Genomic DNA, 26,598 nt, shown 5'->3' with positions numbered 1-26,598 from the left:
CTGTCCTTGATATGTTAAAGAATGTATCATAATGCGAAGCTAAATTTTCAGTTAATTTAAAAGTTAGAACTTTACACATAGAATTTTCTTATACTTATAGGAATATTATCCATTTTTTATATAAAGAAAAAATTTTTACTTTCTCTTGTTAGCTCTAAGCACCTATAAATTTTCATAAAAAAAGCTCCTTGGAAACTTTAAGTTTCCAAGGAGCTTACTAATTATTCAAGTGAGTTTTTGTATATTCCATATTTTGAATTTATCCACCAGTTTGCAGTTCTGTCGTATAAATCAGGCTATCTCCTACAAAAATCCGGCATTGCATTGAGCAGAAGCAAGATCCGATCGACACTTTGATTTCTTCGAATTCATCAGTCTTATTTTTCACTTTCCCAAACAGACGGGAAGAAAAATGCAATCCAACTTGTTCATCCTGCAAAACTCCGTCCACAAACAGTTTTTCATTGGTCCATGAATTGACGACTCGGATTGTGTGTTCACCATACTTCACTGTCCATACATCCTTCATATGTTGGCCCCCTGTTCCTGCTTTTGACAACAGTATAACAGAAAAAGAAATATTCTACTGCAGCCGCCCGGTTCATTCTTCCCCAGTGTACGCTTAAAAACCGTAAACTACTCGATTACTCAAGTAATTTACGGTCTAGTTTATGAATAGCGCACATCTTTTTGTTGATTTCTTACTGGATCAATTCCAATTCTACTGGAATCGATGCTTCAACCTCTTCGCCATCAAGGGATTGAACTGCTGTTTCAACAGCCATTTCACCGATCATTTCAGGTTTTTGTGCAATTGTTCCACCAAGACGGCCATCTTCTACAGCTTGGACAGCATCATCAGTAGCATCGAACCCAACTACTGCAATGTCTTTTCCAGAAGCTTCGATTGCTTCAAGAGCTCCTAGGGCCATTTCATCGTTATGGGCAAAGACTCCCGTAATGTCAGGATTAGCTTGAAGAATATTTTCCATAACAGACAACCCTTCTGCACGGTTAAAGTTCGCAGTTTGCTTAGCCACAACATCCAGGCTATCAGCAGCGATCGTATTAAATCCTTCTCCACGTTCACGTGCAGCGGAAGATCCTGGAACGCCTTCCAGCTCTGCAACTTGTGCACCTTCACCCACGATTGAAACCAAGTGTTCTCCTGCCATCTCACCGCCTGCAATGTTGTCAGATGCGATATGGGAAACCACTTCGCCTCCTGCTGCACTACGGTCTACTGTAATGACCGGAATGTTTGCAGTATTGGCCGATTCTACAGCAGCCGCCACTGCTTCAGAATCTACAGGATTGATCATGATCAAATCCACTTCCTGCTGAATCAAATCTTCTATATCGCTTGCCTGTTTTGAAGCGTTATCCTGGGCATCCACTACCGTTAAATCAGCACCCAGCTCTTCAGCTTTCGCTTCGGCGCCTTCGTTCAACGTAACGAAGAAAGGATTGTTCAATGTCGAAACTGAAAAACCGATTGTATAATCTCCGCCCGCTTCGCCGCCATTGGAGCTTTCCTCTTCAGAACTTGATCCTGGAGCTTCCATCGAACATGCTGCCAAACTTGTCATTGCCAATACCATGAACCCCAATTGCATTTTTTTCATTTTCCTGCACCCCTTATGTTGTTTTTTTACGGTCCAGAAGAACCGCTAATAATATGACTGCACCCTTCACCACTTGCTGGAAAAAGGACGGAACCCCGATTAAGTTCAAACCGTTATTCAGTACACCGATGATCAAAGCACCGATTAACGTACCAACAATCCACCCACGGCCACCAGTAAGACTCGTGCCTCCCAGGACAACTGCCGCAATGGCATCAAGTTCAAACATCTCGCCTGCAGTAGGCTGAGCGGAATTCAGACGGGACGTTAAGATCAAGGATGCCAATGCCGCCAATAATCCAAGCAGCGAATAGACATAAATCTTAATGCGGTCTGCATTGATTCCCGACAGGATCGACGCTTCTTCATTGCCGCCTATCGCATAGACCCGGCGACCAAATGTTGTTTTTTTCAAAATGAAGTACAATATTCCGAAACTGGCAATCATGGTCACTACCGGAATTGGAATTCCGAGGAAATATCCTTTGCCGAGCATCTGGAACGTTAGGCTATCGCCCAATCCGGAAATTGGCCGTCCATCCGTGTAGACGAGTGTCAATCCTCGATAAATGGTCATCGTTGCCAATGTTGCGATAAATGGGGCTACTTTTCCTTTTGCAATGATGATCCCGTTAATTGCTCCAAGTATTGCTCCAAGCAAGAGTCCCAGCAGCATCGCAAAAATAGGATCGATTCCGCTTGCCATCATTCCGGCTGTTACAGCTCCTGTCAGCGCAAGCGTTGCCCCGACTGATAGATCAATGCCTCCTGTCAAAATAACAAAGGTCATTCCGAAGGCAATCAAAGCGTTGATGGAAACCTGCCGGAGTACGTTCATCAAATTGGATACGGATAAAAAGCCTGGATTTAAAATAGTAATAATCACGATGATCAAGATCAAGCCGATAAACGGGGCAATCTTTTGAAGCAATGATTGATTATTGTTTTTCAACTGCAAGTTTTCCACCTCCTGTAGCAAAATGCATAATTCGTTCCTGTGTCATTTCTTCTTTTGGCAACTCAGCTGTTATTTTCCCTTCATGCATCACCAATACACGATCAGCCATGCCAATCACTTCCGGCAGTTCGGAAGATATCATCAGAATTGCAACGCCGCGTTCAGCCAGCTCATTGATGATCGAATAAATTTCTTTTTTCGCTCCGACATCAACTCCGCGTGTCGGTTCATCCAATATCAAAAGTTCCGGTTCAATGCCCAGCCATTTCGCAATGACCACTTTTTGCTGATTGCCGCCGCTTAAAGATTTTGCTGTTTGGTCAGGTCCAGATGTCCGAATTCCAAGGCGTTTGACCATATTGTCATAAAGCTTGCGTTCTTTATCCTTGGAAATCAATCCATTTTTAGAAATGGCTGCGAAGTTGGTCATGCTGACATTTTCTTCTACCGTAAAATCAACAACCAGCCCTTCTGATTTACGATCTTCCGTTACATAGCCAATGCCCATTTCCTTGGCTTTTCTCGGAGTATCGATTTTAACTTGCTTGCCATCAAATTCAATCGTGCCGCCATCCAACTTCTTATAACCGAACAAAGACTGTGCCACTTCTGTCCGCCCAGCACCCATTAGACCTGCAATCGACAGTACCTCGCCTCTTCGAAGCTCAAAAGAAATGTCCTCGAAGCAATCTTTCCGGTTTAATCCTTTAACAGCCAGTTTGATTTCGCCTATCGTTGATTTCCGTTCCGGGAAACGATCTCCAAGTTCACGGCCAACCATCATCTGAACAATTTCATCAAAGGAAGTTTCACTGATTTTGCGCTCTCCCACAAATTCGCCATCGCGCAAAATTGTAATCCGATCGCATAAAGAGAAAATCTCTTCCATTCTGTGAGAAATGTAAATGAAGGAAACACCGCGTTTCTGAAGTTCGCGTATGGTCTTGAACAAGCTGTCAATTTCCCGGTCCGTTAAGGCCGCAGTCGGTTCATCCATGATAATCACTTCCGCATCCACCGAAATCGCTTTGGCAATTTCAACGATTTGCTGTTTTCCGACTGACAAGGTGCTTGCCGGTTCAGAAGGATTTACATCCAGTCCAAGATCCAATAGAATTTGGCGTGTCTTTTTTTCCATTTGCTTGGTTTTCAGTATCCCTGTGCGCCCAATTGTCTCTTCACGTCCGAGAAATAAGTTGTCGGCAATCGATAAGTGAGGCAGGATATTCAGTTCCTGATGAATGACTGCAATGCCTGCTTCTTCTGCTTGCTTCGGAGAAGTGAAATCGACTTTTTGGCCTTTTACTTCGATGGTCCCTGAATCCCGAGTATAGATTCCGGACATGACTTTCATCAAAGTCGATTTCCCTGCACCATTTTCACCCATAAGGGCATGAATCTCACCTTTTTCTAAATTAAAGTGAACGCTTTTTAAAACTTTATTGCCGCTGAAAGATTTGGAGATATCGGTCATTTTGATCATTAGATCACCTGCCTCCTTTAAAAAATAACGCCGGAACGAAGGACGATGTTGGCATATGGTGTCGCTTCTCCTGTGCGGATAATCAATTTTGCATCTTTGCTGAGGGTTTTCAATTCATCATGCGCAATGTAATCTGCATCTATTTTTTCTATGATTGCTTTTTCCACTTCTGGATTCCCATTGGTTATTTCCTGGGCAATAAACGCTGCTTCTGCCTCGAAATCATCCAGTACAGCATCGAGTATCGTCAAAAATGCAGGTTCACCTATTTTATAGGACAAGTCAATGCACGGAACGCCTTTTGGAATCGGCAGACCACAGTCACCGATGACCAGCAAATCGGTATGGCCAAATGAAGCTAAGGCTGATGCAATATCACGGTTAATGATGCCATGCTTTTTCATAAACGTCCGCCTTTCAATCGTTCATTTACCGCTTTTCGATCAGGCATGCCACCCTGTGCACCGAATTTTTCCACAGACAGGGAGGCTGCCGCATTTGCAAAGCGCACTGCTGCTTCAAAATCCTGTCCTTCTGCCAGCGCTCCAGCAAACGCTCCATTGAAGGTATCACCAGCGCCTGTGGTGTCTACTGCGGTTGTGGGAAATCCTTCAACAATGATGTGCTTTTCTCCGTCATAAAACTGCGCGCCTTTTTCTCCAAGGGTTACTACAAGACGGTTTGGATAATCGAGCAACGCCTTTTCCCAATTACCCCCAAAAATTTCTTCTGCTTCCGTTTCATTTGGTGTCAAGTATGTGCAAAAAGGAAGAAAATCAGCCGTGAATCCACTTGCAGGTGCTGGATTTAAAATTGTAGGAACACCGTTTTGATGGCATATTTCCAAAGTTCGTTGAATAACTGGAATCGGCATCTCCAACTGCATGATGACCAATTCACTGTCCGTTAACTTTTCCGTAAAAGCATTAATTTCTTCAACTGTTACGCTATGGTTAGCACCCGGCACTACAATGATGCGATTGTCACCTTCCGACAAGAGGATATTGGCAATGCCGCTTGCGCCTTCACTTTGTTTGACGTTCTGCACCTGGACTCCTTCAGCTTCTAATCTTGTCAATAGTTCGGTCCCAAAAGCATCCTGTCCGACCGCCCCGATCATCTGGACATCTATTCCTAATCTGGCGGCTGCTACTGCCTGGTTTGCTCCTTTGCCTCCTGGAACTGTCGTATATAAATTGCCTAAAGTTGTTTCACCCTGCTTTGGAAAATGATCTGTCTGTACGACCAAATCCATATTGATGCTGCCGACTACTGTAATCATTCCTCCACACTCCTTGTTGTTCCGCGAATAATCAATTTCACTGGCACTTCATAAAATCTCTGATCGATTTTCTTATTTTCAATTTGTTTAATTAAGACACGAGCTGCAATAGCACCCATTTTATAGACATCTTGTGCGACTGTGGTTAAGCCTGGCGATAGCATTTCACCCATTGCCACTCCATCAAAACCGACAATTTGCAGATCTTCCGGTACACGCTTTCCTGCCAGACTTGCAGCTTTTAAAGCCCCTGCAGCCGAAACGTCACTGCTGGCAAAGATGCCATCGATTGTCGGGTCTTCCTTTAGCACGCGCGCTACAATTTCCTGCGAGTCAGCAAAATGGAAGGGACAAGTCACAACTTGATATTGCAAATTCGAACTCTGAATAGCTTCCATAAACCCCTCATACCGATCGTTTGCCGGGTTCAATTCTTCAGGGCCTCTCAAGAAAAGAATATTTCGGCATCCTCTTTTCAGCAACGCATTCGTTCCCATGATTGCCCCTTCTTTGTTGTTGGAGGAAACCGTTGGAATTTTCTCGTTAATCGTCCGGTCCAATGCCACAATTGGTACGTTGGCATTAGCGTAATGCGGCGCATCAAGCTGGTTGGACGTCACAATAAATCCGGCAATGTATTTTTTCTTTAGAGTTTCAATATAATTTTTTTCTTTTTCAGGGTTTTCATCTGAGTTGCATAACACCACTGTGTAACCATATGTTAAAGCTACATCTTCGACTGCACGTGCAAGTTCCGGAAAAAATGGGTTGGTTATGTCCGGAAGAATCAATCCAATCAAGTTTGATTTTTTGGTGTTTAATGAGCGCGCCACCGGATTTAATTCATACTTGAGCTCTTCTACTGCAGCGGTTACCGCTTTGGCTGCTTCTGCGCTAACATATCCACTGTCATTTAAAAACCGTGAAACGGTTGCTACTGAAACTCCTGCTTTTTTTGCTACGTCTTTGATCGTGGTCATCTATAACGACTCCGTTTCTTTCCAGTGTGTAACCGGTTACACATAATATATAATGCTGTCTGTCCATTGTCAATGCAGAAATTTTCCTGTTAATTAGGTAAATATAACTGTTTTCTTCATAATAAAAAGAGTTCCCGCAACTCTGCGGGAACTCTCCATGATTAAGCGTTCATATTTTCCAAACGTTCGTCTCTGTCTTTTTCTGTCTCTGCTACATAAACTGCGCATGCAGCATCCCCTGAAATATTGACAGCTGTTCGGGTCATATCCAACAAGCGGTCAATACCGATAACGAGGCCGATCCCTTCAGGAGGAAGTCCCACACTGCCTAATACCATGGCAAGCATAATCAGTCCAACACCCGGAACCCCAGCGGTACCAATACTTGCAAGTACAGCTGTCAATACGACAGTTGCAAGATCTACCGCAGACAATTCAATGCCATAGGCCTGGGCAATAAACATTGTTGCGACCCCTTGCATAATGGCAGTGCCGTCCATATTGATCGTAGCGCCTAAAGGCTGCACAAACGAGCTGACAGACTTCGGCACCCCTAATTTATCCTGCGCCACTTCCATCGAAATCGGTAAAGTGGCGGTACTGCTCGACGTACTAAAGCCGACACTCATTGCAGGGGCAAAGTTTTTGAAAAACCAGACGGGACTTTTCTTTGCTAAAAACTTAATGGTTCCACCATAGGTAAAGATTGCATGAACCAAAAGAGCCGCCAGAATAACCAGCATATAAGATCCCATCGCTTTCATGGCTGAGAACCCTTGAGAACCCACGGCTGTAGCGATCAAGCCGAATGTGCCGTAAGGAGCGAACTTCATGACAATCCCCACCAGATACATCATGACATCATTGCCCTGTTCAAATAAATGAACCAGCCCTTTGGTTTTTTCGCCAAGAGCTGTCAATGCCAGGCCGATAAAGACAGCAAATACGATAATCTGCAGCATGTTGCCTTCACCTAGAGCCGCAATCGGGTTGGTTGGAATCATATTCAACAAAGTTTCTCCGACAGATGGCGCTTCTTCTGCCTCAAACTCCGCGCTTGTTAAATCAAAGTCACCGGCAAGTCCAGGCTGAACAACCGCTGCCAGCGACAATCCAATCAAAATCGCAATAGTAGTGGTCACAAGAAAATAACTGACCGTTTTAACACCTATCCGTCCCAATTTGGCTGGGTCGCCCAATCCTGCTGTTCCAAGAATGATGGAAAACAATACAAGCGGAACAACGAGCATATTAATTAAACTCAAAAATATTTGGCCAAGCGGCACAAACAAGTATGTATTCAACGTTTCAAATGAATCAGGGATAAATAAGTTGATCAGCAGACCAACAATTGCTCCCAAAACCAGTCCAGTCAGTACTTTTACGGTTAATCCAGGCTTTTTCATTCATTTCCCTCTTTCGTTTCTAGACGTAAAAACTATTTTATATGAAAGTATCTCTTCGTTACAAGCTTTAATTAATTCACAAAATATACTGGGTATTCTAAATAATAAACAGTATCTTAAGATAGTAAAAAACAAGAAAGCACATGTCTATTTACATGGTTTCCAGACTAATAACATATGATAGCCCGGCTGCCTCGAAATAGCACCTATCACTCGATTAAAATACAGATCAGCGACACAAATCCTCTAGTATGCTCTTGCAAATAAATACAAAAAGCAACAGCCATCCTTCTCAAAAGAAGCATAGCTGTTGCTCTTAAATTTCAGGACATCCTTGTCCAGACGTTCATTTCACTTTTTCTTCGATTACCAACTCATATACTTTTTTAGGACGCCCTGGTCTGCCGGACCCCTGTTCTTCAGCAAGAGTTCGGATCAAACCAATTTGCTCCATTTCATTTAAAATACGCCTTGTATTGCGATCAGTATTTTTAAGTAAAGCCGTTATTACTTCACCAGTAAAATGAGTGAAATTCTTCAATTTTATATAATGATAAATTTTGGCAGGAATTGTTTCTTTGTAATTATGTTTTTTCAGGACAGCTTGCCAGTACTCCGGCAGTTGATAGCTGCTTTCGTAGGTATAATTTAAGATCGTCAAATTTGTAAACACGTTATCCTCATTTACAAACGCGACTTTGCAGTCTTCTCTTGAAGCAGCATATTCAAAAGCCAGCTGAACATGCTGTTCAGCATCGTAAATGGTATAGCCTGCTCCAATTCCTATGTGGAAGTTCAAAGAAGTTCTCATATTAATTTCTTCGGCAATAAATGAGATCGTATTCTTCGAAGTCAATAATTCATAATCACCTTGAGTCGTATAGATAAAATAAGTTCCGCCCCCTTTATCCACTAGAGAACCATTTAACACCTTTGTTACCCGGAGCAGTTCCTGTTGAAATTCCAGCATTTTTCTACTTTCTTCAAAACTGAATACAGCCTTCTTGGAAATTCTTCCTTCAGAAAGCAAGTCAACACCAATAATAGCCACTTTCTGCTTTTCGTAAACATGGCTCTGCGCTCTTGAAAAAAGGATATCAAAAATTGTCTTTATAGCCATTCGGGAAGGGACTACTCTGTAAACTGGTATTCCGAGACGCTTCAATTCCAGGTATACCTTCAGCAAACAAGTGAGTGCCAGCTCAGATTTTCCGGCACGATAATTGCTCACATGAAAATCAATTAATTCATTATGATCGGTATATCCTTTAAACGACGATAACTCAAAAGAAATATTATTCAGTTGATATTCATTGAATAATGAATGGACAACATGTTCGTCCACCGTATCCAAACTCATTTTCTCCACAAAACGGCCATGATCCTGCATCACTTTCAAACATGTTCCGAGCAGGGCCATGCCGTGAAGCGGAGGAAAGGAAGCTTCATCTGGTGTGATCAGCCCCAGCTCTAGACAATAATGGTATGGGGTTGGTCCTGAAAATATCCATTTTGCAACGTCGTATCGGTGTTTGTTTAAAATATTGGGCAACTCTTCATGATTGAAGTATTCGAAAGCTATAAGCTCGATGCGTGGATCATTGTCGGCAACTTCACGTATGACCTTTAACGAATCTGCGGGCCCTATTGCTCCTATCCGTACTTTCATGCTTTATTACACCCTCTTCATTTTACTTTGGAAATACCTGAATCGGGCAACACATTCGTATCTTCCTGCAAGAGAGGATAGTGACAGGCGACAAAATGATTTGGCAAGATTTCCCGGTATTCCGGAACTTCTATTTTACACTTCTCAGTTGCAAAAGGGCATCTCGGGTGAAAAGGGCAGCCTGAAGGAGGGTTGATCGGACTTGGAATTTCCCCTTTTATCAATTGATGCTCTTTTCTTAGTTTTGGATCCGGTATCGGAACTGAATCCAGCAATGCATACGTATATGGATGCAGCGGGTGTTCGAATAATTCATTTCGGTCAGCAAGTTCGACCATTTTCCCTAAATACATCACACCAATGCGGTCACTTATATGGCGGACGGCAGGTAGCCCGTGCGCAATGAATATATATGTTAGATTCATTTCTTTTTGTAACTTTTTCAATAAATTTAAAATCTGAGCTTGGATGGATACATCTAAAGCGGATACAGCTTCGTCACAGACTATCACTTTTGGCTTTAGCGCCAGCGCACGTGCAATTCCTATACGCTGTCGCTGGCCTCCACTGAATTCATGAGGATATAATTTCATTTGGTGTTCTCTCAAACCAACAAGCTTCATAAGTTCACGAACCTGTTCTTTTAACTCTTTGCCAGATGCCAAACCGTGCACCACAAGTGGCTCTCCGATAATTTGCTCCACGGTCATCCGCGGATTTAAAGAGGAATATGGATCCTGGAAAATTACTTGAAGGTCTCTTCTGGCTTTACGCAGCTCTTCTTGTGACATCGCTGAGATATCCTCATTTTGAAAATAAATATGCCCTTCAGTTGCGTCCAATAGACCCAGCATCAATTGACCGGTAGTTGACTTGCCACATCCCGACTCTCCTACTATGCCAAGCGTTTCCCCTTTGTAGACCTGAAAATTCAAACCATCTACAGCTTTTATTTTTGAATGTGTTTTTTTTATGAAGCCCTTTGTCAAATCGAAATGCTTTTTCAAGTCTATAACTTCCATAATCACTCTTTCCTCTGTCGATTGCATACCGCCACCTCCTAACCTTTAACTTTTATACAGCGTTTTGCATGCTTTTCTGAAATGTATTCCAATTCGGGATGAACTTTTGTGCATTCAATATCCGCTAATGGACAGCGCGGATGAAATTTACAACCGGTTGGCATATTGGAAGGATTAGGAACTGTCCCTTCAATGGAATATAATTCATCCACCACATCGTGAATTTTCGGAATTGAAGAAATCAGCCCTCTTGTGTAAGGATGCCGAGGATTATCAAATAGTTCCTGGATAGGCGCCACTTCCACTACTTCACCTGCATACATGACAACCACACGGTCTGCCAGTTCAGCAACAACACCTAAATCGTGGGTGATGATGATGATGCTTGTATTCGAGTTTTTCTTTAAATTTCTCAATAAGGTTAAAATTTGAGCTTGGATAGTCACGTCCAAAGCCGTTGTCGGTTCGTCTGCAATAAGCAGTTTGGGATTGCAGGATAAAGCCATTGCAATCATGACCCGCTGGCGCATCCCTCCTGACAACTGATGCGGAAATCTCCCCATTACTCTGTCTGAATCTGGTATGCCAACTGTTTCCAGCATCTCAATGCCTTTCTTGTGCGCTTGTTCCTTATTCATATTATTATGCACAATCAGGGTTTCCCTCAATTGATAGCCGATTGTAAAAACCGGATTTAATGCAGTCATCGGTTCTTGAAATATCATGGCAATGTCGTCGCCGCGCATTTTTCGATATTCTTTTTTGCTTAGGCTTCGTAAATCTTTATCTTCAAATGTAATCGCACCTTCATAAATCTCTCCATTAGCCGGCAAAATTCCCATCAAAGCAAGAGAAGTGACACTCTTCCCACTCCCTGACTCTCCAACAATCGCCAAGGTCTCTCCTTGTTCCACTGAAAAACTTACGCCATTGACTGTCGAGACATAGCCTTCATCTGTTTTAAAACGAACTTTTAAGTCGTCGACTTTTAACAGTTCATTGCTCATGATGCCACTCACCTCCATTTATTCTTTAATTTTCGGATCCAACACATCACGCAGCCAGTCTCCCAGGAATATAACACCGAGGACTGTTATGGTTATGGCAATCCCAGGAAATGTGGCGACCCACCAGCTAGTTGCAATGTATTCTCTCCCATCGCTTAGCATCAGGCCCCAGGAAACGTCGGGAGGCTGGATTCCAAGTCCGAGAAAACTCAAGCTGGCCTCAAGAATAATTGTCGTAGCAACATTCAGCGTGGCAATAACAATAAAGGAAGAAATAACATTCGGTAAAATGTACTTCATGATAATACGGAAATCCTTTGCTCCGATTGCTTTCGCCGATTTTACATAATCGCGCTCTTTAATGCTCAGCGTTTCACTTCGCACCATCCTTGCATAAACCACCCAGGTCGTTCCGCCCAGCACCAAAATTAATGTTGTAAGGCTTGGTCCAAGAACTGCCAAAATGATTAGCATGAAAAGAATGTTTGGAATTGCCAGCAGGGCATCTACAGTTCTCATAATCACAAAATCCCATACTTTGCCGTAGTAGCCTGCAATTAATCCCAGTGCCATGCCAATAGCCCCTGCAAGTAAAACGGCTGAAACACCAATAAATAATGAAATGCGTGAACCGTAAATAATGCGGCTCAAGATGTCCCTCCCTAAATTATCTGTTCCAAGAAGAAATTCAGGTGACCCACCTTCGCTCCATGAAGGGGGCAACAAGCGGTCTACTACATTGGTTTGAGCAGGATCATGCTGTGCCAGTAAAGGGGCAAATACCGCCATCAATATGACCGTCATTACAATTATCAATCCGGTCATTCCGGTTTTGCTTCTGAATAAGCGTGTAGCCAGTTTCCTAAAGGAGGATTGAGCCACACCTTTTTGTTGGTTGATCGTGGTTTCTGATGCTTGCGTCAACTTGAGCCCCTCCTTTATTCATATTTAATGCGCGGATCAAGGAACCGGTAAATTAAATCTGCCAATAGATTGCTGAGAATAACAAAGATGGCGATGATGAAAGTAGCAGCTTGTACAACTGCCATATCCCGCAAGTTCACTGACTGTACAAGCAATTGGCCGAGTCCTGGCCATGCAAAAACAGTTTCCGTAATCAGGGTTCCGCCAACCAACGTAGCGGTTTGAAGGGCCATGATGGTAACTACTGGGATCAAAGCATTGCGAAATGCATGTTTATTGACAATAATCGATTCGCGTAATCCTTTACTGCGGGCTGTACGAATAAAGTCCTGCTCTAAAATCTCCAACATGCTGGACCTGATAAGCCTTGTCATCTCTGCAGCTATTCCTGTCCCCAGCGTAATGGCCGGCAGCACCAAATGCCCCAGCGTCCCTCTTCCAGAAACAGGGAAAATTTGGAATGTGACAGATAAAAAGAGAATCAGCATAATCCCCAGCCAAAAATTGGGCATAGCCTTTCCTAAAACTGCCCCTCCCGTAATGAATAAATCGAAAAAACTGTTCCGTTTAACTGCCGATAAAATGCCCAGCGGCACAGAAATTATAATGGCCACAATCATCGAGGCGATGGCCAACTCGAAGGTTGCCGGCAGCCTCTCCAATACCAGGCTAAGTGCATCTGTGTTGTAGCGGAAGGAATCTCCAAAGTCTCCGGTCACTAAGTCTCCCAGATAACTGAAATATTGAATCGGCAAAGGCTCGTTTAATCCCATCGATTCTCTTAAAGAATCACGCTCTTCTTCGGTAGCAGTTTCTGGAAGCATTAAGGAAACGGGATCCCCAGTCACACGTATAAGCAAAAATACAATTAAAGTTATGAGGAGTAGTACAGGAATGGTCTTTATCATACTTTGGACTAAATACTTCATCGATTTCCTCCTCCTATCGAAAAAAAAGGGGGAATCCCCCTTTTTTACTTCAGTGTAATTGAGTCAGCATAGAACATTTCATTTAGGAGCGGCTCAAACTCAAGTCGTTCGTTGATGCCTGTAATAGCGTCCAATTGGAACATATAAATTTGAGGACGATCTTCAGCAATTATTTCCTGAGCTTCTTGATATTGTTGTGCACGTTCTTCCTCATCCATGTTCTGTTCTGCAGCAAGCAATAAATCATTTACCTGTTGGTTATCATAATCTGTTTCTCCTTCGGCATTTTCAATGGTTAGTCGATCCAATGCCAACGAAGCATCAAACATTGAGTTGCCGTAACCAATGTAAAACATTTCAGCAAAATCACGTTCTTGGTAGCGTTGGTTGAAGGCACTCCATTCAATCAACTCCTGATTGACTGTGATTCCCACCTCAGATAACATGGCAGCGATTAACTCTACCGTTTCTCTATCCTTTAAATATCTTCCATTCGGCCCCGTCAATGTCAGCTCAAAACCATCCGGATATCCAGCTTCAGCAAGCAATTCTCTAGCTCTTTCCGGATCATACAGCGACTCTCCGTAAAGATCTTCATTGGCCCCAACGTTTCCTGGAGTGACTCGGGTGCGCGTAACCGTCCCTGCGCCTTCCAATAATGAATCGACCATCGCCTGTTTATCAATCGCCAAGTCAATCGCTTCACGTACCAGAGGGTCTCCCGTTACGCTATCATCATCTGTTCGCAATACCAGCATCATGACGCGCTGTGTCGGCGACTGGACCGTAGTGACTCCTTCTGTTTCATTGATGCGCGCCACGTCCGTTGGCGGAATGTTTACTGCGACATCAACTCCACCCGTCAACAGTTCAGAAACGCGTGTCGAATCTTCCGGAATGCTTCTGAAAACGAGCTCTTCCCATTTTGGTGCATCACCAAAGTATTCCGTATTCGCTTCTAGTGTTAAACGGTCATCCCTTTGCCAGTCCATAAATTTGTAAGGACCTGTTCCAACTGGATTTTCCAAGAATACTTCCCAACCTTCTGTTTCAATATATTCCTGCGGCAAAATAGCTGATCCTAATCGGGACAGGCGATTTAACAGTGCCGGTTCCGGATTTGCCGTAACAATTTCAAATTCATAATCACTTATTACATTCACTGCTTCAATCTGATTGTAATTGCCGTGTTCCAGCAGCGTGTCGTCTTTCGCTACTCGTTCTAATGTAAACTTCACATCATCAGCGGTCAGCTCCTCCCCATTATGGAAAGTCACTCCTTCTTTCAGTTTGAAGCTCCATGTCGTATCGTCGATATTTTCCCAGCTTTCGGCTAAATCAGCCTGGAAGCCTTCCTCTCCCTGGTTAGTCACTAAGTAATTGAACATGTTGACATGGACAGCTTCCGTAGAAGTTGTATTGTGGTCATGAATATCAAATGTCACAATGTCAGTACCATTCGCGATCACCAAAGTTTTGCTGTCGCTTGTTTCTACCGGTTCTTCCCCTTCTGTGCTGTTTGTTTCTCCACCTGAACACCCTGCAATAATCAGCGTCAATACTAAAAGCAATAACCATAGCTGTTTCTTCATTCTTTTTCCCCCTTTGTGGTTTGTAAGAATTTATGTGTCAACAAACTTAAAACCGAAATACCGTACAAAAACGATTGTTCATCTACATCAAAACGACTATTGTGATTTGGAAAAGCCGTCTGTTCACCATTGTTTGTCCCTAAACGGAAGAAGACCGAAGGCACCTCTTGGGAAAAGTAAGAAAAATCCTCGCCTCCCATTGAAGGGGTGGTGATCTGCAGCGCATTGGCCCCGAACAACTCACTCACTGTTTCAGTCAACAGTCCTCGCATTTTTCCGTCAATTTTGATGGATGGTGTGACATGATGGTAAGTAAGAATAGCATCGCCTTTAAAACTTCTTGCAATTCCTGCAGCAATCGATTCGATTTTTTCCGGCATTTGAGCCCTTGTTTCTGGTTTTAACGTGCGCACTGTCCCCTTCAGCAACACCGAATCCGGAATAATTGTCGCTTTAGTGCCGCCTTCGATTTGCCCAAAACTTAGAACTACAGAATCGAGGGGATCGGTTTGCCGGCTTACGACTTGCTGCAAGGCGATGAGGACTTGAGCAGCAATTATAATAGGATCTATCGTTTGGTGCGGATGCGCTGCATGGCCTCCAGCCCCTGTTATGACCAGTTCAAAAATATCAACAGCAGCACAGCTGTATTCTGTATCAGTTACTGAAAACTCACCCGTTTTCAAAGTAGGGTGGACATGAAGCCCAGCCATTGCATCGACTGAAGGATTATTCAACACACCATCCTTGATCATTGCATCTGCACCTTGCCCAATTTCTTCAGCCGGTTGAAAAATCAGTTTCAAGGTTCCCGATTCCAGCCCTTTCGCAGCGAATAACTTCGCTACTCCCAATAGGATGGAAGTATGCGCATCATGTCCGCATGTATGGGCCGCCCCATCATTTATACTGCGGTATGGCTGATCTATTTTGTCGGTCATGGGAAGAGCGTCCATATCGGCTCTCAAACCGATCACTGGCCCGGGAGCTGCACCATGAAGCATACCGATCACTCCGGTTTTCCCCACCCCTTCCCTGACCTCGTATCCCCATTCTTTTAATAAATCAGCGACGATTCCTGCTGTTCTGGTTTCTTCGAAAGCCAGTTCGGGATACTTATGAAGATCGCGCCGGACAGCTACTACCTCATCAAAAACAGCTTCTATAGAATCGTGCCAATCGGGATGCGATGATTTCAGTTGTTTGAATTCTTTTATGCTGCTTGCCTGTGCTGTCATCGATTCACACTCCCCTGTTTTTCAAATTGCCTGCTGAACTCAAAAACTAATGCTGCAATCATTTTTATTCCTTCAATATAATCTTCCACAAAAATATTTTCATTCGGAGCGTGATTATTCGATTGGAAGTTTCCGACGCCAAACGAAGCTGAAGGAATCCCAAGTGCTTGGCATAATTCGTACATCGGTCCGGTTCCTGGAGTATTGGGAACAATATTCGGTTTTTTATCCGAATACTGCTCAGCTACCTCTATCATGGCTTTGACAATTTCCTGATCCGGTTTTGTCCGTGCCGCACGCTCGGAACTGGTGACTTTTATCTTAATGTCCTCAAAGCCATGATTATTCAGATGCTTTCGCAGCTGCATTACTATTTTTTCCGGGTCTTGCCCGGGTACTAAGCGAAAATCCAACTTTGCTGCAGCTGAAGAAGGCAGCACTGTCTTTGTACCTTCTCCTATATAGCCTGAAACGATGCCGCAAATATTGCATGTAGGTTCAAAAATATGTTTTCTTTTTAGTTGCTCTCCTTCTAGATTCAGTAAAAAGCTATCAAGGCCCAACTTTCTTAAAGTCTCTCTTTCGTCCAACCGATAATGCGCCAGCATTTCTTCATCCAACTGCGTGATTGGTTCGATATCATCATAAAATCCGGGAATCGTTATTTTTTCCTCCCGATCTTTTAATGTGCTAAGTGCCCAAACCAGTTTCCAGACAGGGCTTTCTATAATTGCCCCTTGTGCCGAGTGCAAGTCTGTATTTGCTCCTTCCACAGACAATTCAACATACAACATGCCTTTGACACCAAGCGAAACTTGAAGTGCACCATCCGCATCCCGGTAGCCAAACTCCCAGACACATCCATCTGCATGAATTTTTTCTGCATGGCTTTTCGCAAATGCCGGTAAATTCAAGCTTCCAATTTCTTCTTCACCTTCAAAGATAAACTTAATATCAACCGGCAATTCCATGCCTAACTGTTTGATAGCATGAATGGCCGCTATTCTGGCAACTAAATTCCCTTTGTTGTCTGCTACGCCTCTGGCAAAGATTTTTCCTTCTCGGATCTCGGGTTCAAAAGGCGGGCTATTCCACAACTCAATCGGATCTTCCGGTTGAACATCATAATGATTATAAAAACTTAAAATTTTATCGGACCTTCCTTCGAGCTCCGCGTATACTACCGGGAATCCTGCAGTAGGCAGCTTCTCTGGTGTTAATGAAAATGCTTCTTGAAATAAATCATCAAGATAGGATACCGCATCTTCCATTCCTCTATTTTGGGCTGCGACACTTGGAATCTTGCAAAATTCAGTAAGCCATTTAATATACATCTCTCGATTTTCTTCAATAAACTCATCAATTTTTGATGCCAAAAGCTCTCCCCCCTTTTATTTTTGGACAATTTCCTTAATTTTTATTAACTTTACCTTCTTTTAGTACCAGATGTCAATATAATTATCAGTTTTTTCAAAATAAATTGATTTTTTTATTTATTTGTGTTTATGTATAAATATCATAAATTATAGGAGGAGAATGATATGAACACTTATAAAAGTTACTTGTCATCCCAAAATTCCGAAGTAAAAGAAGATTTATTAAGGTTAATCCGAGCTCAATCACCAAGCCACAATAAATTATTAGTTGATCAATGCGGGAATTTATTAAAGGAAATATTCCACAATAGATTAAATGGCAAATGGAATTATAAAACTTTTGAACAGCAAGAAACTGGGGACCACTTTTCGTTGGAATTGGAAGGCGGCAATGAAAAACCTCGGATTTTGTTTTTATCCCACTTTGATACAGTATGGGATGTTGATGCAATTCCTTTAGTAGAAAAAGGAAATGATATATATGGACCTGGCGTTTTCGATATGAAAGCAGGTTTGCTGTCTTCTATTTGGGCAGTTCGCGCCCTTCAATCCGAACTTGATGAATTGCCTTTTACACCTGTTTATCTGTTTACCGCTGATGAAGAAATTGGCAGCAAAACTTCACGGGCCATCATTGAACAAGTAGCTGAGACCTGTGATGCTGTTTTAGTGATGGAGCCGCCTGTCTTCGGTTCCAACGCTTTGAAAACTGAAAGAAAAGGTGTAGGCAGGTATACACTCAAAGTGCAAGGAATCAGCGCACATGCGGGAAATCATCATGAGGATGGGGTCAGCGCAATCCTCGAGTTGTCACAGCAAATCATTGAACTCGAAAAGCTGACAGATTATGAAAAGGGAACTACTTTGAATGTTGGGGTTATCAAAGGCGGCACCAGCAGCAATGTTATTTCTGCAGTGGCGGAAGCGGAAATTGATTTTCGTGTCACTTCTTACGAAGAAGCCGAAAAAATTATTCATACTCTTGAAAATTTAAAACCTTTTAATAATGCCGCTGTTCTCAGAATTACCGGAGAGCTGAATCGGCCGCCACTGGAAAAAACTGAAGCGAATGCCTTGCTCTACCAACATGCAGTAGCGGCGGGAGAACGAGTGGGGATTAGCGTAGAAGAGGCCAAAGCAGGAGGCGGCAGCGATGGAAACTTCACCTCAGCGCTTGGCATTCCCACACTCGATGGTTTAGGGATACCAGGCGACGGCCCTCACGCAATTCATGAACACATCCACTTTGACCACTTTAGTGAGCGCTGCGCCTTGATCAGTGAAATTTGTTTAGAAGTTGGTACAAAAGAAGCAAAATAAAAAGAACTGGATTTTATACTTCCGATACTGAAAAGTCGGTTGTCTAGAATCCAGTTCTTTATTTACGGGATAGAGTCATTCAAAAAAATCCGGCAGTTGGCTGGCCTTTAGCGGAAATTCAGCTTTTCGCTTATCGACAAATGACCCAATGCCTTCATCAGCATCCGCATTCTGACCGGCCCAATGCAAAAATTTTGATTCGACCAAATGGGAAGCGTACGGATGTTCCTGGCCCAGCATCTTCCACAGCAGCTGGCGGGTAAAGCTATTGGAAGTGGCAGCGGTGTTTTCAGCAATTTCCCGGGCAATTTCGTAAGCTTTCTCCAATGGATCTTCCGATTCATATTGCATCAGTCCGGCTTCCACCGCTTCCGCGGTAGGTATGTAACGCCCGGTTAAGGTCCATTCAAGCGCTTTCCCGATTCCTACCACTCTTGGCAGGAACCAGCCTGAGGACGCTTCCGGACCAATACCGCGGCGTCCGAAGACAAAGCCAATTTTGGTGTCCCTTTTGACGATCCGGACGTCCATCGGCAACGTCATCGTCATGCCGATTCCGACAGCTGGTCCATTGATGGCTGCAATGATCGGTTTGTTGACTTCGTATACCTGAAGGCTGACCTGTCCGCCAAGATCCCGGTATTCATCAGAGGATTGCTCAGAGGAAAAAGTCGAGCCCCCTTCCGACAAATCCATCCCTGCGCAAAATGCCCGGCCACTGCCGGTCACCACAATGACGCGCACATTATCATTGTGATTGACTTCCTTATAGAAATGCAGCAGCTCCTCGTTCATTTTCTCCGTATAAGCATTCATTTTATCGGGACGATTCAACGTCAGCGTAAGAATTCCATCCTGCAGCTCGGTTTTAATCGTTTCGTACAAGTCCAGCAACCCCTTCCTCATATTCAGCAAGCAATTGGTCCACAATCTCTTTGGTCGTTTCCCGTTTGGTGATGGTAGTGACCCCATGTCCTGCCGACCAGATATCCCGCCAGGCTTTCGCGTTGACCAGATGCGATAGATCAATTTCATCTTTCGGTTTCAAAGTTTTCGGATCGATTCCCTGCTTGACTAAGCTTGGAATCAACACGTTGACCGGCACACCGCTGAAAGAATCAGTATAGAGAACGTCTTCCACTGTCGAGTCAATAACCATCTGTTTATACTCTTCCGGTGCACTGCTTTCTTCAGCTGCCAAAAAACGTGTACCCATATAAGCGTAATCCGCACCCATCAATTTAGCCGCAGCCACATCGGCTCCCGTAGATAAAGAGCCGGATAAAATGATTGTTCCGCTGTAGAACTTTTTCACAGCTGCAATAAAAGCGAAAGGATTGATCGTGCCGCCGTGCCCCCCTGCTCCTGCACACACCAGAATCAGCCCATCAACTCCGCTCGAAGCCGCTTTTTTTGCATGCCGAACATTCGCGACATCTGAATAAACCAGACCGCCGTAAGCATGGACAACTTCAATGACATCACCGGGAGATCCGAGAGACGTAATGACAATAGGTGGTTCGTACTGGCGGATCATCTCGAAATCTTCTTCATATCGCTTATTCGAACCGCGGTGGCAGATAAAATTGACTGCCCAGGGCTTTTCTCTAAGCGATTCTTTCACTTCCTTCAGCCATTCCCCACAAGCTTCAATCGGCCTGGCATTCAGCAAAGGAAAAGAACCGATGACACCTGCATTGGATGCTTCAATGACCATTTTGGGTGTTGACACCAAAAACATCGGCGCCACAATAACCGGCAGTTTAAGCATGCTCAATCACCACCGCAATTCCCTGGCCTCCGCCGATGCAAAGGCTGGCCACTCCATATTTGCCGCCGCGGCGCTTCAGTTCATAAGCAAGCGACAATAAGACACGCGCTCCACTCGCACCAACCGGGTGGCCAAGAGCAATCGCTCCGCCGTTGACATTCACTTTTTCACGGTCCAGGCCAAGCTCCTTCTCCACCGCCAAGTATTGCGCCGCAAATGCTTCATTAAGTTCGAACAAATCGATATCATCAAGCGTCAATTTGGCACGCTCCAATGCCTGCTTGATGGCCGGAACGGGTCCAATTCCCATGATGGTCGGATCGACTCCAACCACTCCCCAGGAAACAATCCGCGCCATCGGCTTCAGGCTATGCTCCTTCACCGCTCTTTCGCTTGCCACAATAAGAGATGCAGCGCCATCATTGATGCCCGAAGCATTGCCTGCCGTAACCGTCCCGTCTTTTTTGAAAGATGGACGAAGTTTGGACAAGGATTCCTGGTTGGCGTCCGGCTTGATATGTTCGTCTTTATCGATCACTACTACACCTTTTCGCGTTTTTACTTCGACACCGATAATCTGTTCTGCAAATGCACCTGATTCACTTGCCCGTGCCGCTCGTTGATTTGATTCCACTGCAAACGCATCCTGATCTTCCCGTGAAATATCATATTGCTCCGCCAGTTTTTCTGCCGTCATGCCCATGCCGCTGCCTGTATACTGATCCGTCAAAGTAGCAGTGAGCATATCTTCGAACTGCAAATTCCCCATTTTCGACTTGCTGAAGCGCTGGTCAAAACTGGAGTAGGGAGACATTGACATATTCTCGGCCCCGCCCGCCAGTACTAAGTCAGCCTCGCCCAATAAAATATGCTGCGCTGCCGCCACGACTGCCTGTGCCCCTGATCCGCATAAACGGTTCAAGGTCAACGCTGGCACTTCCTTCGGCACTCCCGCTTTCAATCCGATATGGCGAGCGATATAGGCAGCATTCAAACTGGAATGGATGACATTGCCATAAAAAACATGGTTGATATCTTTCGCTTTGACGTTCGACCGCTTTAAAGCCTCCACTGCAGTCGCCGCTCCGAGTTCAGTAGCATCCGTGTTGGCAAACGCTCCCCCAAATCCGCCAAAAGCTGTTCTCGCTCCATCTATTAAGTAGACATTGCTCATGTTCCACATCCCCTTTCTTTTCTGCAATTTCAAAGTTGCTGCTTTATAAAACCCGCTTTATGGAATCAGCAATACTTTGCCGATGCTTGTCCGGCTCTCGATATGTGCATGCGCATCTGCAGCATCCGCCAATGCGAAGCTTTTGGAAATGACGATTTCCAAATGTTTGTGCAGCAGGTACTCGGTTATTTTTTCCGCGCCCTTCCTGAGGAATTCAGGGCGGTTCTTCCGGTACGTGCCGGTACTGTATCCAATGACTGAGCGGCAGCTTGAATGAAGCTGATTCGTTTTTGCGATTCCTGGAACCGATCCATCGTTCGCATGCCCGAATGAGACAATTCGGCCGAATGGCGCAAGACAGTTCAAGCTCCTTTCAAAATTCTCACCTGCGATCGTATCAAGAATGACATCTACTCCTTTTCCTGCAGTCAATTCATTAACTTTCTCCACGAAATCTGTCGATCGATAATTAATCACTTCATCAGCCCCAAAAGATTTAGCACGCTCTATTTTTTCATCGCTGCCTACAGTACCGATAATCTTAGAAGCCCCAAAAAGCTTAGCCAATTGGATGGCCGTTGAACCGATGCCTCCAGCAGCTGCATGAATCAAAATGGTTTCACCTTGTTCCAGCCTCGCCATCCTTTGAATGACGTTGTAGGCAGTAATTCCGACAGTCAATGATGCCGATGCCGTTTCGCTGCTGATTTCATCAGGTACCGGATAAGTTAAATTCTCAGGCGCCACGACAAATTCAGCGTATGAACCGCCTGCCGGAAATGCCATGACACGCTGTCCCGGCTGGAACCGGCTCACTTGATCTCCAATTTCCACAACCACTCCTGCACAATCCAGGCCAGGCGTAAATGCGGCATCTGCTGCCACGCCATGATACTGGCCTTGGCGGGCTTTAATATCCGCAAAATTAACGCTGATGGCCTCCACCCTGATCAGCACCTGGCCTGGGCCAGGTTTCGGCTTATCCACTTCCTGCAGTTTCAATACTTCAGGTGTACCGGTCTTTTCGACAACAATTGCTTTCATATTATCCTCTCCTTATCCTTCTAAAAGATCAGCATGCAAACTCCGATAACCAAGCCTCCATAAATTAATGCAATCATGGTGTATCCCATGATGTCACGAATTTTTAAGCCCGCTATGGCTAGCAATGGAATTGCCCAGAATGGCTGAATCATGTTGGTCCAGCTATCTCCCCACGCAACGGCCATGACGACTTTTGCCGGCGCTACTCCCATCTCCAAAGCTGCGGGGATGACAATAGGCGCCTGAACTGCCCACTGTCCGCCTCCAGAAGGAATGAAGATATTCAAAAGTCCCGCTGACAGGAAAGTCCAAAGCGGCAAAGTCGTCTCTGTCGAAATATCAATAAAGAAGTTCGACATCAGAACCGCTAAACCTGATGCTCCCAGCATACCCATAATCCCAGCATAGAAAGGATACTGCAAAACGAATTGGCCAACACTGCTGACCGATTTCAAGAGACCTTCTGCAAGTTCTCTAACATTCGAAAACATCAAAAGAGCAGCTGTCAGGAAAATAAGGTTCACTGTATTTAAGTCGAGTGAAAATCCATTCGTAAAGAAATGATTGATTAAATAACTCAACCCAAGAAATCCCCCAATAAGTGGAATAAGCCGCGTTTTTTCGATTTTATCATTTGGATAATTCGTTTCTTCCCGATCTTCTTTCACGACAATTTCATCCTGCAGACGAGCTTGATCGACAATATAGCGATCTTTGGGATTACTGGGATGGATTAACCTCATAACAAAAGGCAATGTAAAGAATAGAATAACAACAATGGCAATATTTGCTCCGGACAACAAGGTTTCTGAAATCGGTACGATACCTATATCGCTCTCAAAAATATGCCCAGCTGTTGCTACAAATAAAGCCGGCGATGAAGAAAGCCCTCCTTCCCAAATCAAAAATCCGGAATATCCGGCAGCCACTAGGACACGGTAATCGACATCATGAACTTTTCTGGCAACAAGTTTCGCCATAATCCCTGCCACTACCAGTCCAAAAGCCCAACTGATAAGGGAGGCGCCGAGCGCAGTGAATGTCACCATTAAAATCGCTGAGTTCGGTGTTTTTGGAATTGACGCAATTTTTTCCAAGGTTCCAGAAACGGTCTTTGTTAAAGCCAACGCATAACTTAAAACAAAGGTGGTTATGATTTGCGCTGTGAATGTCAACAGCCCCCACATCCCATCGCCCCAGTAAGTCATCATATCGATGGGGCTTGAATCTGTGAAAATGACACCCGCAATAAACGCGATAGCCGTCAGGATAATGGCAAATACGAATGCATCAGGCAGCCATCGTTCTGCAATGCGTGCAAACATCCCTGCCACTTTAGCCAGCGGATTATTTTTGTTTGCAGTCAACACTCTTTCTCTTTCCAGCTCTTCTGCACTTTTCACTTTAGTCATGGCGGCTCCCCCTCAGATCCATTTTTTCATTTGCTGTTTCTGTATCTTTCCGACTGATGTGCGTGGAAAGTCTTCAGTAAAATGAATTTCCTGCGGCACCTTGAATGTAGCTAAGCGCTCCCGGCACCATTCTAAGAGCTCTTCCGGTGTCAATTTGCGATTTTCTTTTAAAATAACAAAAGCATGAATGGATTCTTCGTATACCGGATCTGGCACAGAGATGACAGCACTTTCAAATATGGCCTCATGTTCATTGATAACAGCTTCGACTTCTCCAGCCGCTATATTTTCCCCGGAACGCTTCATCATATCTTTCTTGCGGTCCACAAAATAGAATAGACCATTCGCCGGCTCTGCTTTCGCCATATCGCCTGTATAAAGCCAGTTGTCCCGTATCGTCTCAGCTGTAGCTGACGGGTTTTTGAAATACTCTTTCATAATTGTCACGCCAGGTTCTCCGTAAACCGTAATTTCACCTTTTTCACCCACAGCAACCTCATGCCCTTGTTCATCCCTCAATAACACCGAATATCCGCAGGCTTCTTTGCCGATACTTGTATGGTCCTGTAAATCTCCTACCGGATTCATCAGGGGAATGGCTACAGTTTCAGTCATACCGTACAACTGACGAAGCTGGACACGGTATCTGGCTCGAAACTCATCATACTGCTGTTCCGTCAGTGCCTGCGCATAAATGATGAGCCTTAGCGGATTATCCTCATCTTCACGATCATATTCTTTTTTCAGGATCATTTTGATGGGAGCTGAAAAAAGTGAACCAACGGTCGCTTTCAGGCGTTTTGCCTGCTTGACGTAATTGGTCGCACTAAAGCTTTCGGTAATGGCGATGCTGGCTCCTGCATAAAGCGCAGGCATGGCCATATAATATTGGCCGTTGCCATGGAACATCGGCAGCACAATCAGGACACGATCCTCCGAGCTGTAACCAAGTGTCTCTGCCATTTGCTTTCCAGTATGCAGATAGTTCTGCTGGGTCAGCACTACGCCTTTCGGTTTTGAGGTCGTACCCGAGGTGTATAGAATTGCTGCCTCGTCTTGCGGATTAAGATGCGGCAAGTCCATTAATGGAACTGCCTGATCTATTTCAGCCTCTAACCACTTTCCATGCTGTCCTTCGCTGAGACGCGAAAAAAGCAAAGGCAAGCCAAAGCTTGAAAATTTCGGTTCGTAATCTTTTTCGGTGATGATCAGCCTGCTTTCTGAATGGCTCACCAAGTATTTCATTTCCTCTTCAGGCGACAGGATATTGGTCGGAACCATTACTGCACCGATGGACAAAATGGCGAACCAGGACTTCATGAACGCACTGCCGTTGGGTAAATGCAGCAAGACCTTATCTCCTTTTCTAATACCGCTTCCGCTTAATACCTGCGCCAATTTTCCAACCTGTTCCTGGAATTGCCGGTAAGTCAAACTTTCTATAGCGCCACTCTTATCTTCGACCACCAAAAATTCCTTATCGGGAAATTCTTTGCATCGGGCCGCCAGCATCTGGAAAACAGATGTATATTCCATTTGGCTCCTCCTTATTCGTCATTGATTCTTAATTTGCTGTCCATCCTCCATCGATATAAAGAATTTGACCGGTTACATAAGTAGAAGCATCAGAAGCGAAAAATAAAGCCGGTCCAATCATTTCATCCGCTCTTCCCATCCTTTTCATCATGGTCCGATTGATGATTTTCTCCAGCCGCTCTTCGTCCTGCAAAAAAGGTTCTGTCATTGGTGTGATTATGTAAGCAGGAGCTAGAGCATTGACGGTAATGCCATGCTCTGCGAGTTCAGATGCCCATACTTTTGTCAGCTGATCAATTCCGCCTTTGCTGGCTGCGTAGCTTGTCTGCAGCGGATTGCCGATTTTGCCGAGAATCGATGAAATATTGAGGATGCGGCCATTTTTTTGTTTAATCATCCGCTTGGCCGCTTGTTGGCCAACCAGGAAAATCCCTTTTAAATTTGTGCCGATTACTTTGTCCCAATCCTCTTCTTCCACTTCAATCAATGATTTCCGAATGTTCATGCCTGCATTATTGATTAGAATATCTATTTGTCGGAACCCCTGATCAATGTATTCGAATAGTTTTTCCACTTCTTTTTTCGAGGTCACATCTGCAACTTTCCATGAAACCAGATATCCTTGCTTGTTCATTTCTTCAGCAGCTTCTATCAAGGCAGATTCATTTCTTCCGGTAATCAGCACTTCCGCACCTGCATGGGCCAGTCCGGCCGCAATCGCAAGGCCAATTCCTTTGCTTCCTCCAGTAACGACCGCTTTTTTCCCGGTCAGATCAAATGTCGGATACGAATAGTTTTGCATTACAATTCTTCAGCCCTTTCAATTAAACGAATATTCCGCCTTTAATAA

General features: G+C 44.3%; 24 protein-coding genes. 1 reads left to right on the top strand and 23 read right to left on the bottom strand.

The window, feature by feature from the left end; all coding sequences use genetic code 11:
* Positions 1–259 precede the first annotated feature (259 nt).
* The 16 genes from GJB59_RS09180 to GJB59_RS09105 form a co-directional block, all read right to left on the bottom strand.
* Positions 260–529 carry a hypothetical protein gene (locus GJB59_RS09180; protein ID WP_142826963.1) on the bottom strand — a complete coding sequence of 90 codons (270 nt, stop codon included), beginning with the start codon at positions 527–529 and terminating at the stop codon, positions 260–262.
* A 172-nt stretch (positions 530–701) separates the two neighbouring features.
* Entirely contained in the window at positions 702–1,625 is a 924-nt protein-coding gene (gene rbsB / locus GJB59_RS09175; RefSeq protein ID WP_142826962.1) for a ribose ABC transporter substrate-binding protein RbsB, read from the bottom strand.
* A gap of 13 nt (positions 1,626–1,638) precedes the next feature.
* Positions 1,639–2,583: an ABC transporter permease subunit gene (locus tag GJB59_RS09170; protein WP_142826961.1), complete on the bottom strand. Its 945-nt coding sequence runs from the start codon at positions 2,581–2,583 to the stop codon at positions 1,639–1,641.
* On the bottom strand, positions 2,564–4,066 hold the full coding sequence (locus tag GJB59_RS09165) for a sugar ABC transporter ATP-binding protein (protein ID WP_142826960.1): 1,503 nt from the start codon (positions 4,064–4,066) through the stop codon (positions 2,564–2,566). Before GJB59_RS09165 ends, GJB59_RS09170 begins: the two co-directional genes overlap by 20 nt.
* 17 nt (positions 4,067–4,083) lie before the next feature.
* Positions 4,084–4,470: a D-ribose pyranase gene (gene rbsD / locus GJB59_RS09160; protein WP_142826959.1), complete on the bottom strand. Its 387-nt coding sequence runs from the start codon at positions 4,468–4,470 to the stop codon at positions 4,084–4,086.
* Positions 4,467–5,348, bottom strand: coding sequence for a ribokinase (rbsK, locus tag GJB59_RS09155; RefSeq protein ID WP_142826958.1), 882 nt, complete (start codon positions 5,346–5,348; stop codon positions 4,467–4,469). Before rbsK ends, rbsD begins: the two co-directional genes overlap by 4 nt.
* Positions 5,345–6,328 carry a LacI family DNA-binding transcriptional regulator gene (locus GJB59_RS09150; RefSeq protein ID WP_142826957.1) on the bottom strand — a complete coding sequence of 328 codons (984 nt, stop codon included), beginning with the start codon at positions 6,326–6,328 and terminating at the stop codon, positions 5,345–5,347. Before GJB59_RS09150 ends, rbsK begins: the two co-directional genes overlap by 4 nt.
* Positions 6,329–6,489: 161 nt before the next feature.
* On the bottom strand, positions 6,490–7,734 hold the full coding sequence (locus GJB59_RS09145) for a dicarboxylate/amino acid:cation symporter (protein ID WP_142826956.1): 1,245 nt from the start codon (positions 7,732–7,734) through the stop codon (positions 6,490–6,492).
* Between the two features lie 346 nt (positions 7,735–8,080).
* Positions 8,081–9,403 carry a hypothetical protein gene (locus GJB59_RS09140; protein WP_142826955.1) on the bottom strand — a complete coding sequence of 441 codons (1,323 nt, stop codon included), beginning with the start codon at positions 9,401–9,403 and terminating at the stop codon, positions 8,081–8,083.
* Between the two features lie 17 nt (positions 9,404–9,420).
* Positions 9,421–10,452 (bottom strand): ABC transporter ATP-binding protein, encoded by a 1,032-nt coding sequence (locus GJB59_RS09135; RefSeq protein ID WP_142826954.1) that lies wholly within the window; start codon positions 10,450–10,452, stop codon positions 9,421–9,423.
* An 11-nt stretch (positions 10,453–10,463) separates the two neighbouring features.
* A complete protein-coding gene (locus tag GJB59_RS09130; protein WP_142826953.1) occupies positions 10,464–11,432 on the bottom strand; it encodes an ABC transporter ATP-binding protein in 969 nt (322 codons plus the stop codon).
* Between the two features lie 18 nt (positions 11,433–11,450).
* On the bottom strand, positions 11,451–12,356 hold the full coding sequence (locus GJB59_RS09125) for an ABC transporter permease (protein ID WP_142826952.1): 906 nt from the start codon (positions 12,354–12,356) through the stop codon (positions 11,451–11,453).
* Between the two features lie 14 nt (positions 12,357–12,370).
* Entirely contained in the window at positions 12,371–13,285 is a 915-nt protein-coding gene (locus GJB59_RS09120) for an ABC transporter permease (RefSeq protein WP_142826951.1), read from the bottom strand.
* A gap of 44 nt (positions 13,286–13,329) precedes the next feature.
* The gene (locus GJB59_RS09115; protein WP_142826950.1) at positions 13,330–14,877 is read right to left on the bottom strand and encodes an ABC transporter substrate-binding protein; all 1,548 of its coding nucleotides are present in this window, start codon (positions 14,875–14,877) and stop codon (positions 13,330–13,332) included.
* Positions 14,874–16,115, bottom strand: a complete 1,242-nt coding sequence (locus GJB59_RS09110; RefSeq protein ID WP_142826949.1) for a M20 metallopeptidase family protein — start codon at positions 16,113–16,115, stop codon at positions 14,874–14,876. The genes GJB59_RS09115 and GJB59_RS09110 overlap by 4 nt, the downstream gene beginning before the upstream one ends.
* The gene (locus tag GJB59_RS09105) at positions 16,112–17,491 is read right to left on the bottom strand and encodes a M20/M25/M40 family metallo-hydrolase (RefSeq protein WP_142826948.1); all 1,380 of its coding nucleotides are present in this window, start codon (positions 17,489–17,491) and stop codon (positions 16,112–16,114) included. The genes GJB59_RS09110 and GJB59_RS09105 overlap by 4 nt, the downstream gene beginning before the upstream one ends.
* Before the next feature lie 165 nt (positions 17,492–17,656).
* On the opposite strand from GJB59_RS09105, the gene GJB59_RS09100 reads away from it, so the two are divergent.
* Entirely contained in the window at positions 17,657–18,811 is a 1,155-nt protein-coding gene (locus tag GJB59_RS09100; protein WP_142826947.1) for a M20 family metallopeptidase, read from the top strand.
* Positions 18,812–18,886: 75 nt separating this feature from the next.
* Here GJB59_RS09100 and GJB59_RS09095 read toward each other — a convergent pair whose 3' ends face one another.
* The 7 genes from GJB59_RS09095 to GJB59_RS09065 are packed head-to-tail and all read right to left on the bottom strand — an operon-like array spanning position 18,887 to position 26,550.
* Entirely contained in the window at positions 18,887–19,696 is an 810-nt protein-coding gene (locus GJB59_RS09095; protein WP_142826946.1) for an enoyl-CoA hydratase-related protein, read from the bottom strand.
* Positions 19,680–20,582: an NAD(P)H-dependent flavin oxidoreductase gene (locus GJB59_RS09090; protein ID WP_142826945.1), complete on the bottom strand. Its 903-nt coding sequence runs from the start codon at positions 20,580–20,582 to the stop codon at positions 19,680–19,682. Before GJB59_RS09090 ends, GJB59_RS09095 begins: the two co-directional genes overlap by 17 nt.
* Entirely contained in the window at positions 20,575–21,756 is a 1,182-nt protein-coding gene (locus GJB59_RS09085; protein WP_142826944.1) for an acetyl-CoA C-acetyltransferase, read from the bottom strand. Before GJB59_RS09085 ends, GJB59_RS09090 begins: the two co-directional genes overlap by 8 nt.
* A 57-nt stretch (positions 21,757–21,813) precedes the next feature.
* Complete coding sequence (locus tag GJB59_RS09080) at positions 21,814–22,800, bottom strand: quinone oxidoreductase family protein (protein WP_142826943.1); 987 nt, start codon at positions 22,798–22,800, stop codon at positions 21,814–21,816.
* A gap of 20 nt (positions 22,801–22,820) precedes the next feature.
* Positions 22,821–24,212 carry a short-chain fatty acid transporter gene (locus GJB59_RS09075; protein ID WP_142826942.1) on the bottom strand — a complete coding sequence of 464 codons (1,392 nt, stop codon included), beginning with the start codon at positions 24,210–24,212 and terminating at the stop codon, positions 22,821–22,823.
* Between the two features lie 12 nt (positions 24,213–24,224).
* The gene (locus GJB59_RS09070) at positions 24,225–25,748 is read right to left on the bottom strand and encodes a class I adenylate-forming enzyme family protein (RefSeq protein ID WP_142826941.1); all 1,524 of its coding nucleotides are present in this window, start codon (positions 25,746–25,748) and stop codon (positions 24,225–24,227) included.
* Positions 25,749–25,776: 28 nt separating this feature from the next.
* Positions 25,777–26,550, bottom strand: coding sequence for an SDR family NAD(P)-dependent oxidoreductase (locus tag GJB59_RS09065; protein ID WP_142826940.1), 774 nt, complete (start codon positions 26,548–26,550; stop codon positions 25,777–25,779).
* Between the last annotated feature and the right edge of the window lie 48 nt (positions 26,551–26,598).

The organism is Planococcus soli, assembly GCF_016881065.1.
Classification (GTDB): Bacteria; Bacillota; Bacilli; order Bacillales_A; family Planococcaceae; genus Planococcus; species Planococcus soli.
This window is presented reverse-complemented; position numbering and strand designations above follow the sequence as displayed.

What these genes read in the sequence shown, in the direction of transcription:
- GJB59_RS09180 (WP_142826963.1), bottom strand. Translation starts at nt 529, where the DNA reads ATGAAGGATGTATGGACAGTGAAGTATGGTGAACACACAATCCGAGTC.
- rbsB (WP_142826962.1), bottom strand. Translation starts at nt 1,625, where the DNA reads ATGAAAAAAATGCAATTGGGGTTCATGGTATTGGCAATGACAAGTTTG.
- rbsK (WP_142826958.1), bottom strand. Translation starts at nt 5,348, where the DNA reads ATGATTACAGTAGTCGGCAGCATCAATATGGATTTGGTCGTACAGACA.
- GJB59_RS09115 (WP_142826950.1), bottom strand. Translation starts at nt 14,877, where the DNA reads ATGAAGAAACAGCTATGGTTATTGCTTTTAGTATTGACGCTGATTATT.
- GJB59_RS09075 (WP_142826942.1), bottom strand. Translation starts at nt 24,212, where the DNA reads ATGACTAAAGTGAAAAGTGCAGAAGAGCTGGAAAGAGAAAGAGTGTTG.
- rbsD (WP_142826959.1), bottom strand. Translation starts at nt 4,470, where the DNA reads ATGAAAAAGCATGGCATCATTAACCGTGATATTGCATCAGCCTTAGCT.
- GJB59_RS09150 (WP_142826957.1), bottom strand. Translation starts at nt 6,328, where the DNA reads ATGACCACGATCAAAGACGTAGCAAAAAAAGCAGGAGTTTCAGTAGCA.
- GJB59_RS09165 (WP_142826960.1), bottom strand. Translation starts at nt 4,066, where the DNA reads ATGATCAAAATGACCGATATCTCCAAATCTTTCAGCGGCAATAAAGTT.
- GJB59_RS09145 (WP_142826956.1), bottom strand. Translation starts at nt 7,734, where the DNA reads ATGAAAAAGCCTGGATTAACCGTAAAAGTACTGACTGGACTGGTTTTG.
- GJB59_RS09130 (WP_142826953.1), bottom strand. Translation starts at nt 11,432, where the DNA reads ATGAGCAATGAACTGTTAAAAGTCGACGACTTAAAAGTTCGTTTTAAA.
- GJB59_RS09065 (WP_142826940.1), bottom strand. Translation starts at nt 26,550, where the DNA reads ATGCAAAACTATTCGTATCCGACATTTGATCTGACCGGGAAAAAAGCG.
- GJB59_RS09100 (WP_142826947.1), top strand. Translation starts at nt 17,657, where the DNA reads ATGAACACTTATAAAAGTTACTTGTCATCCCAAAATTCCGAAGTAAAA.
- GJB59_RS09090 (WP_142826945.1), bottom strand. Translation starts at nt 20,582, where the DNA reads ATGCTTAAACTGCCGGTTATTGTGGCGCCGATGTTTTTGGTGTCAACA.
- GJB59_RS09085 (WP_142826944.1), bottom strand. Translation starts at nt 21,756, where the DNA reads ATGAGCAATGTCTACTTAATAGATGGAGCGAGAACAGCTTTTGGCGGA.
- GJB59_RS09120 (WP_142826951.1), bottom strand. Translation starts at nt 13,285, where the DNA reads ATGAAGTATTTAGTCCAAAGTATGATAAAGACCATTCCTGTACTACTC.
- GJB59_RS09135 (WP_142826954.1), bottom strand. Translation starts at nt 10,452, where the DNA reads ATGCAATCGACAGAGGAAAGAGTGATTATGGAAGTTATAGACTTGAAA.
- GJB59_RS09080 (WP_142826943.1), bottom strand. Translation starts at nt 22,800, where the DNA reads ATGAAAGCAATTGTTGTCGAAAAGACCGGTACACCTGAAGTATTGAAA.
- GJB59_RS09110 (WP_142826949.1), bottom strand. Translation starts at nt 16,115, where the DNA reads ATGACAGCACAGGCAAGCAGCATAAAAGAATTCAAACAACTGAAATCA.
- GJB59_RS09140 (WP_142826955.1), bottom strand. Translation starts at nt 9,403, where the DNA reads ATGAAAGTACGGATAGGAGCAATAGGGCCCGCAGATTCGTTAAAGGTC.
- GJB59_RS09070 (WP_142826941.1), bottom strand. Translation starts at nt 25,748, where the DNA reads ATGGAATATACATCTGTTTTCCAGATGCTGGCGGCCCGATGCAAAGAA.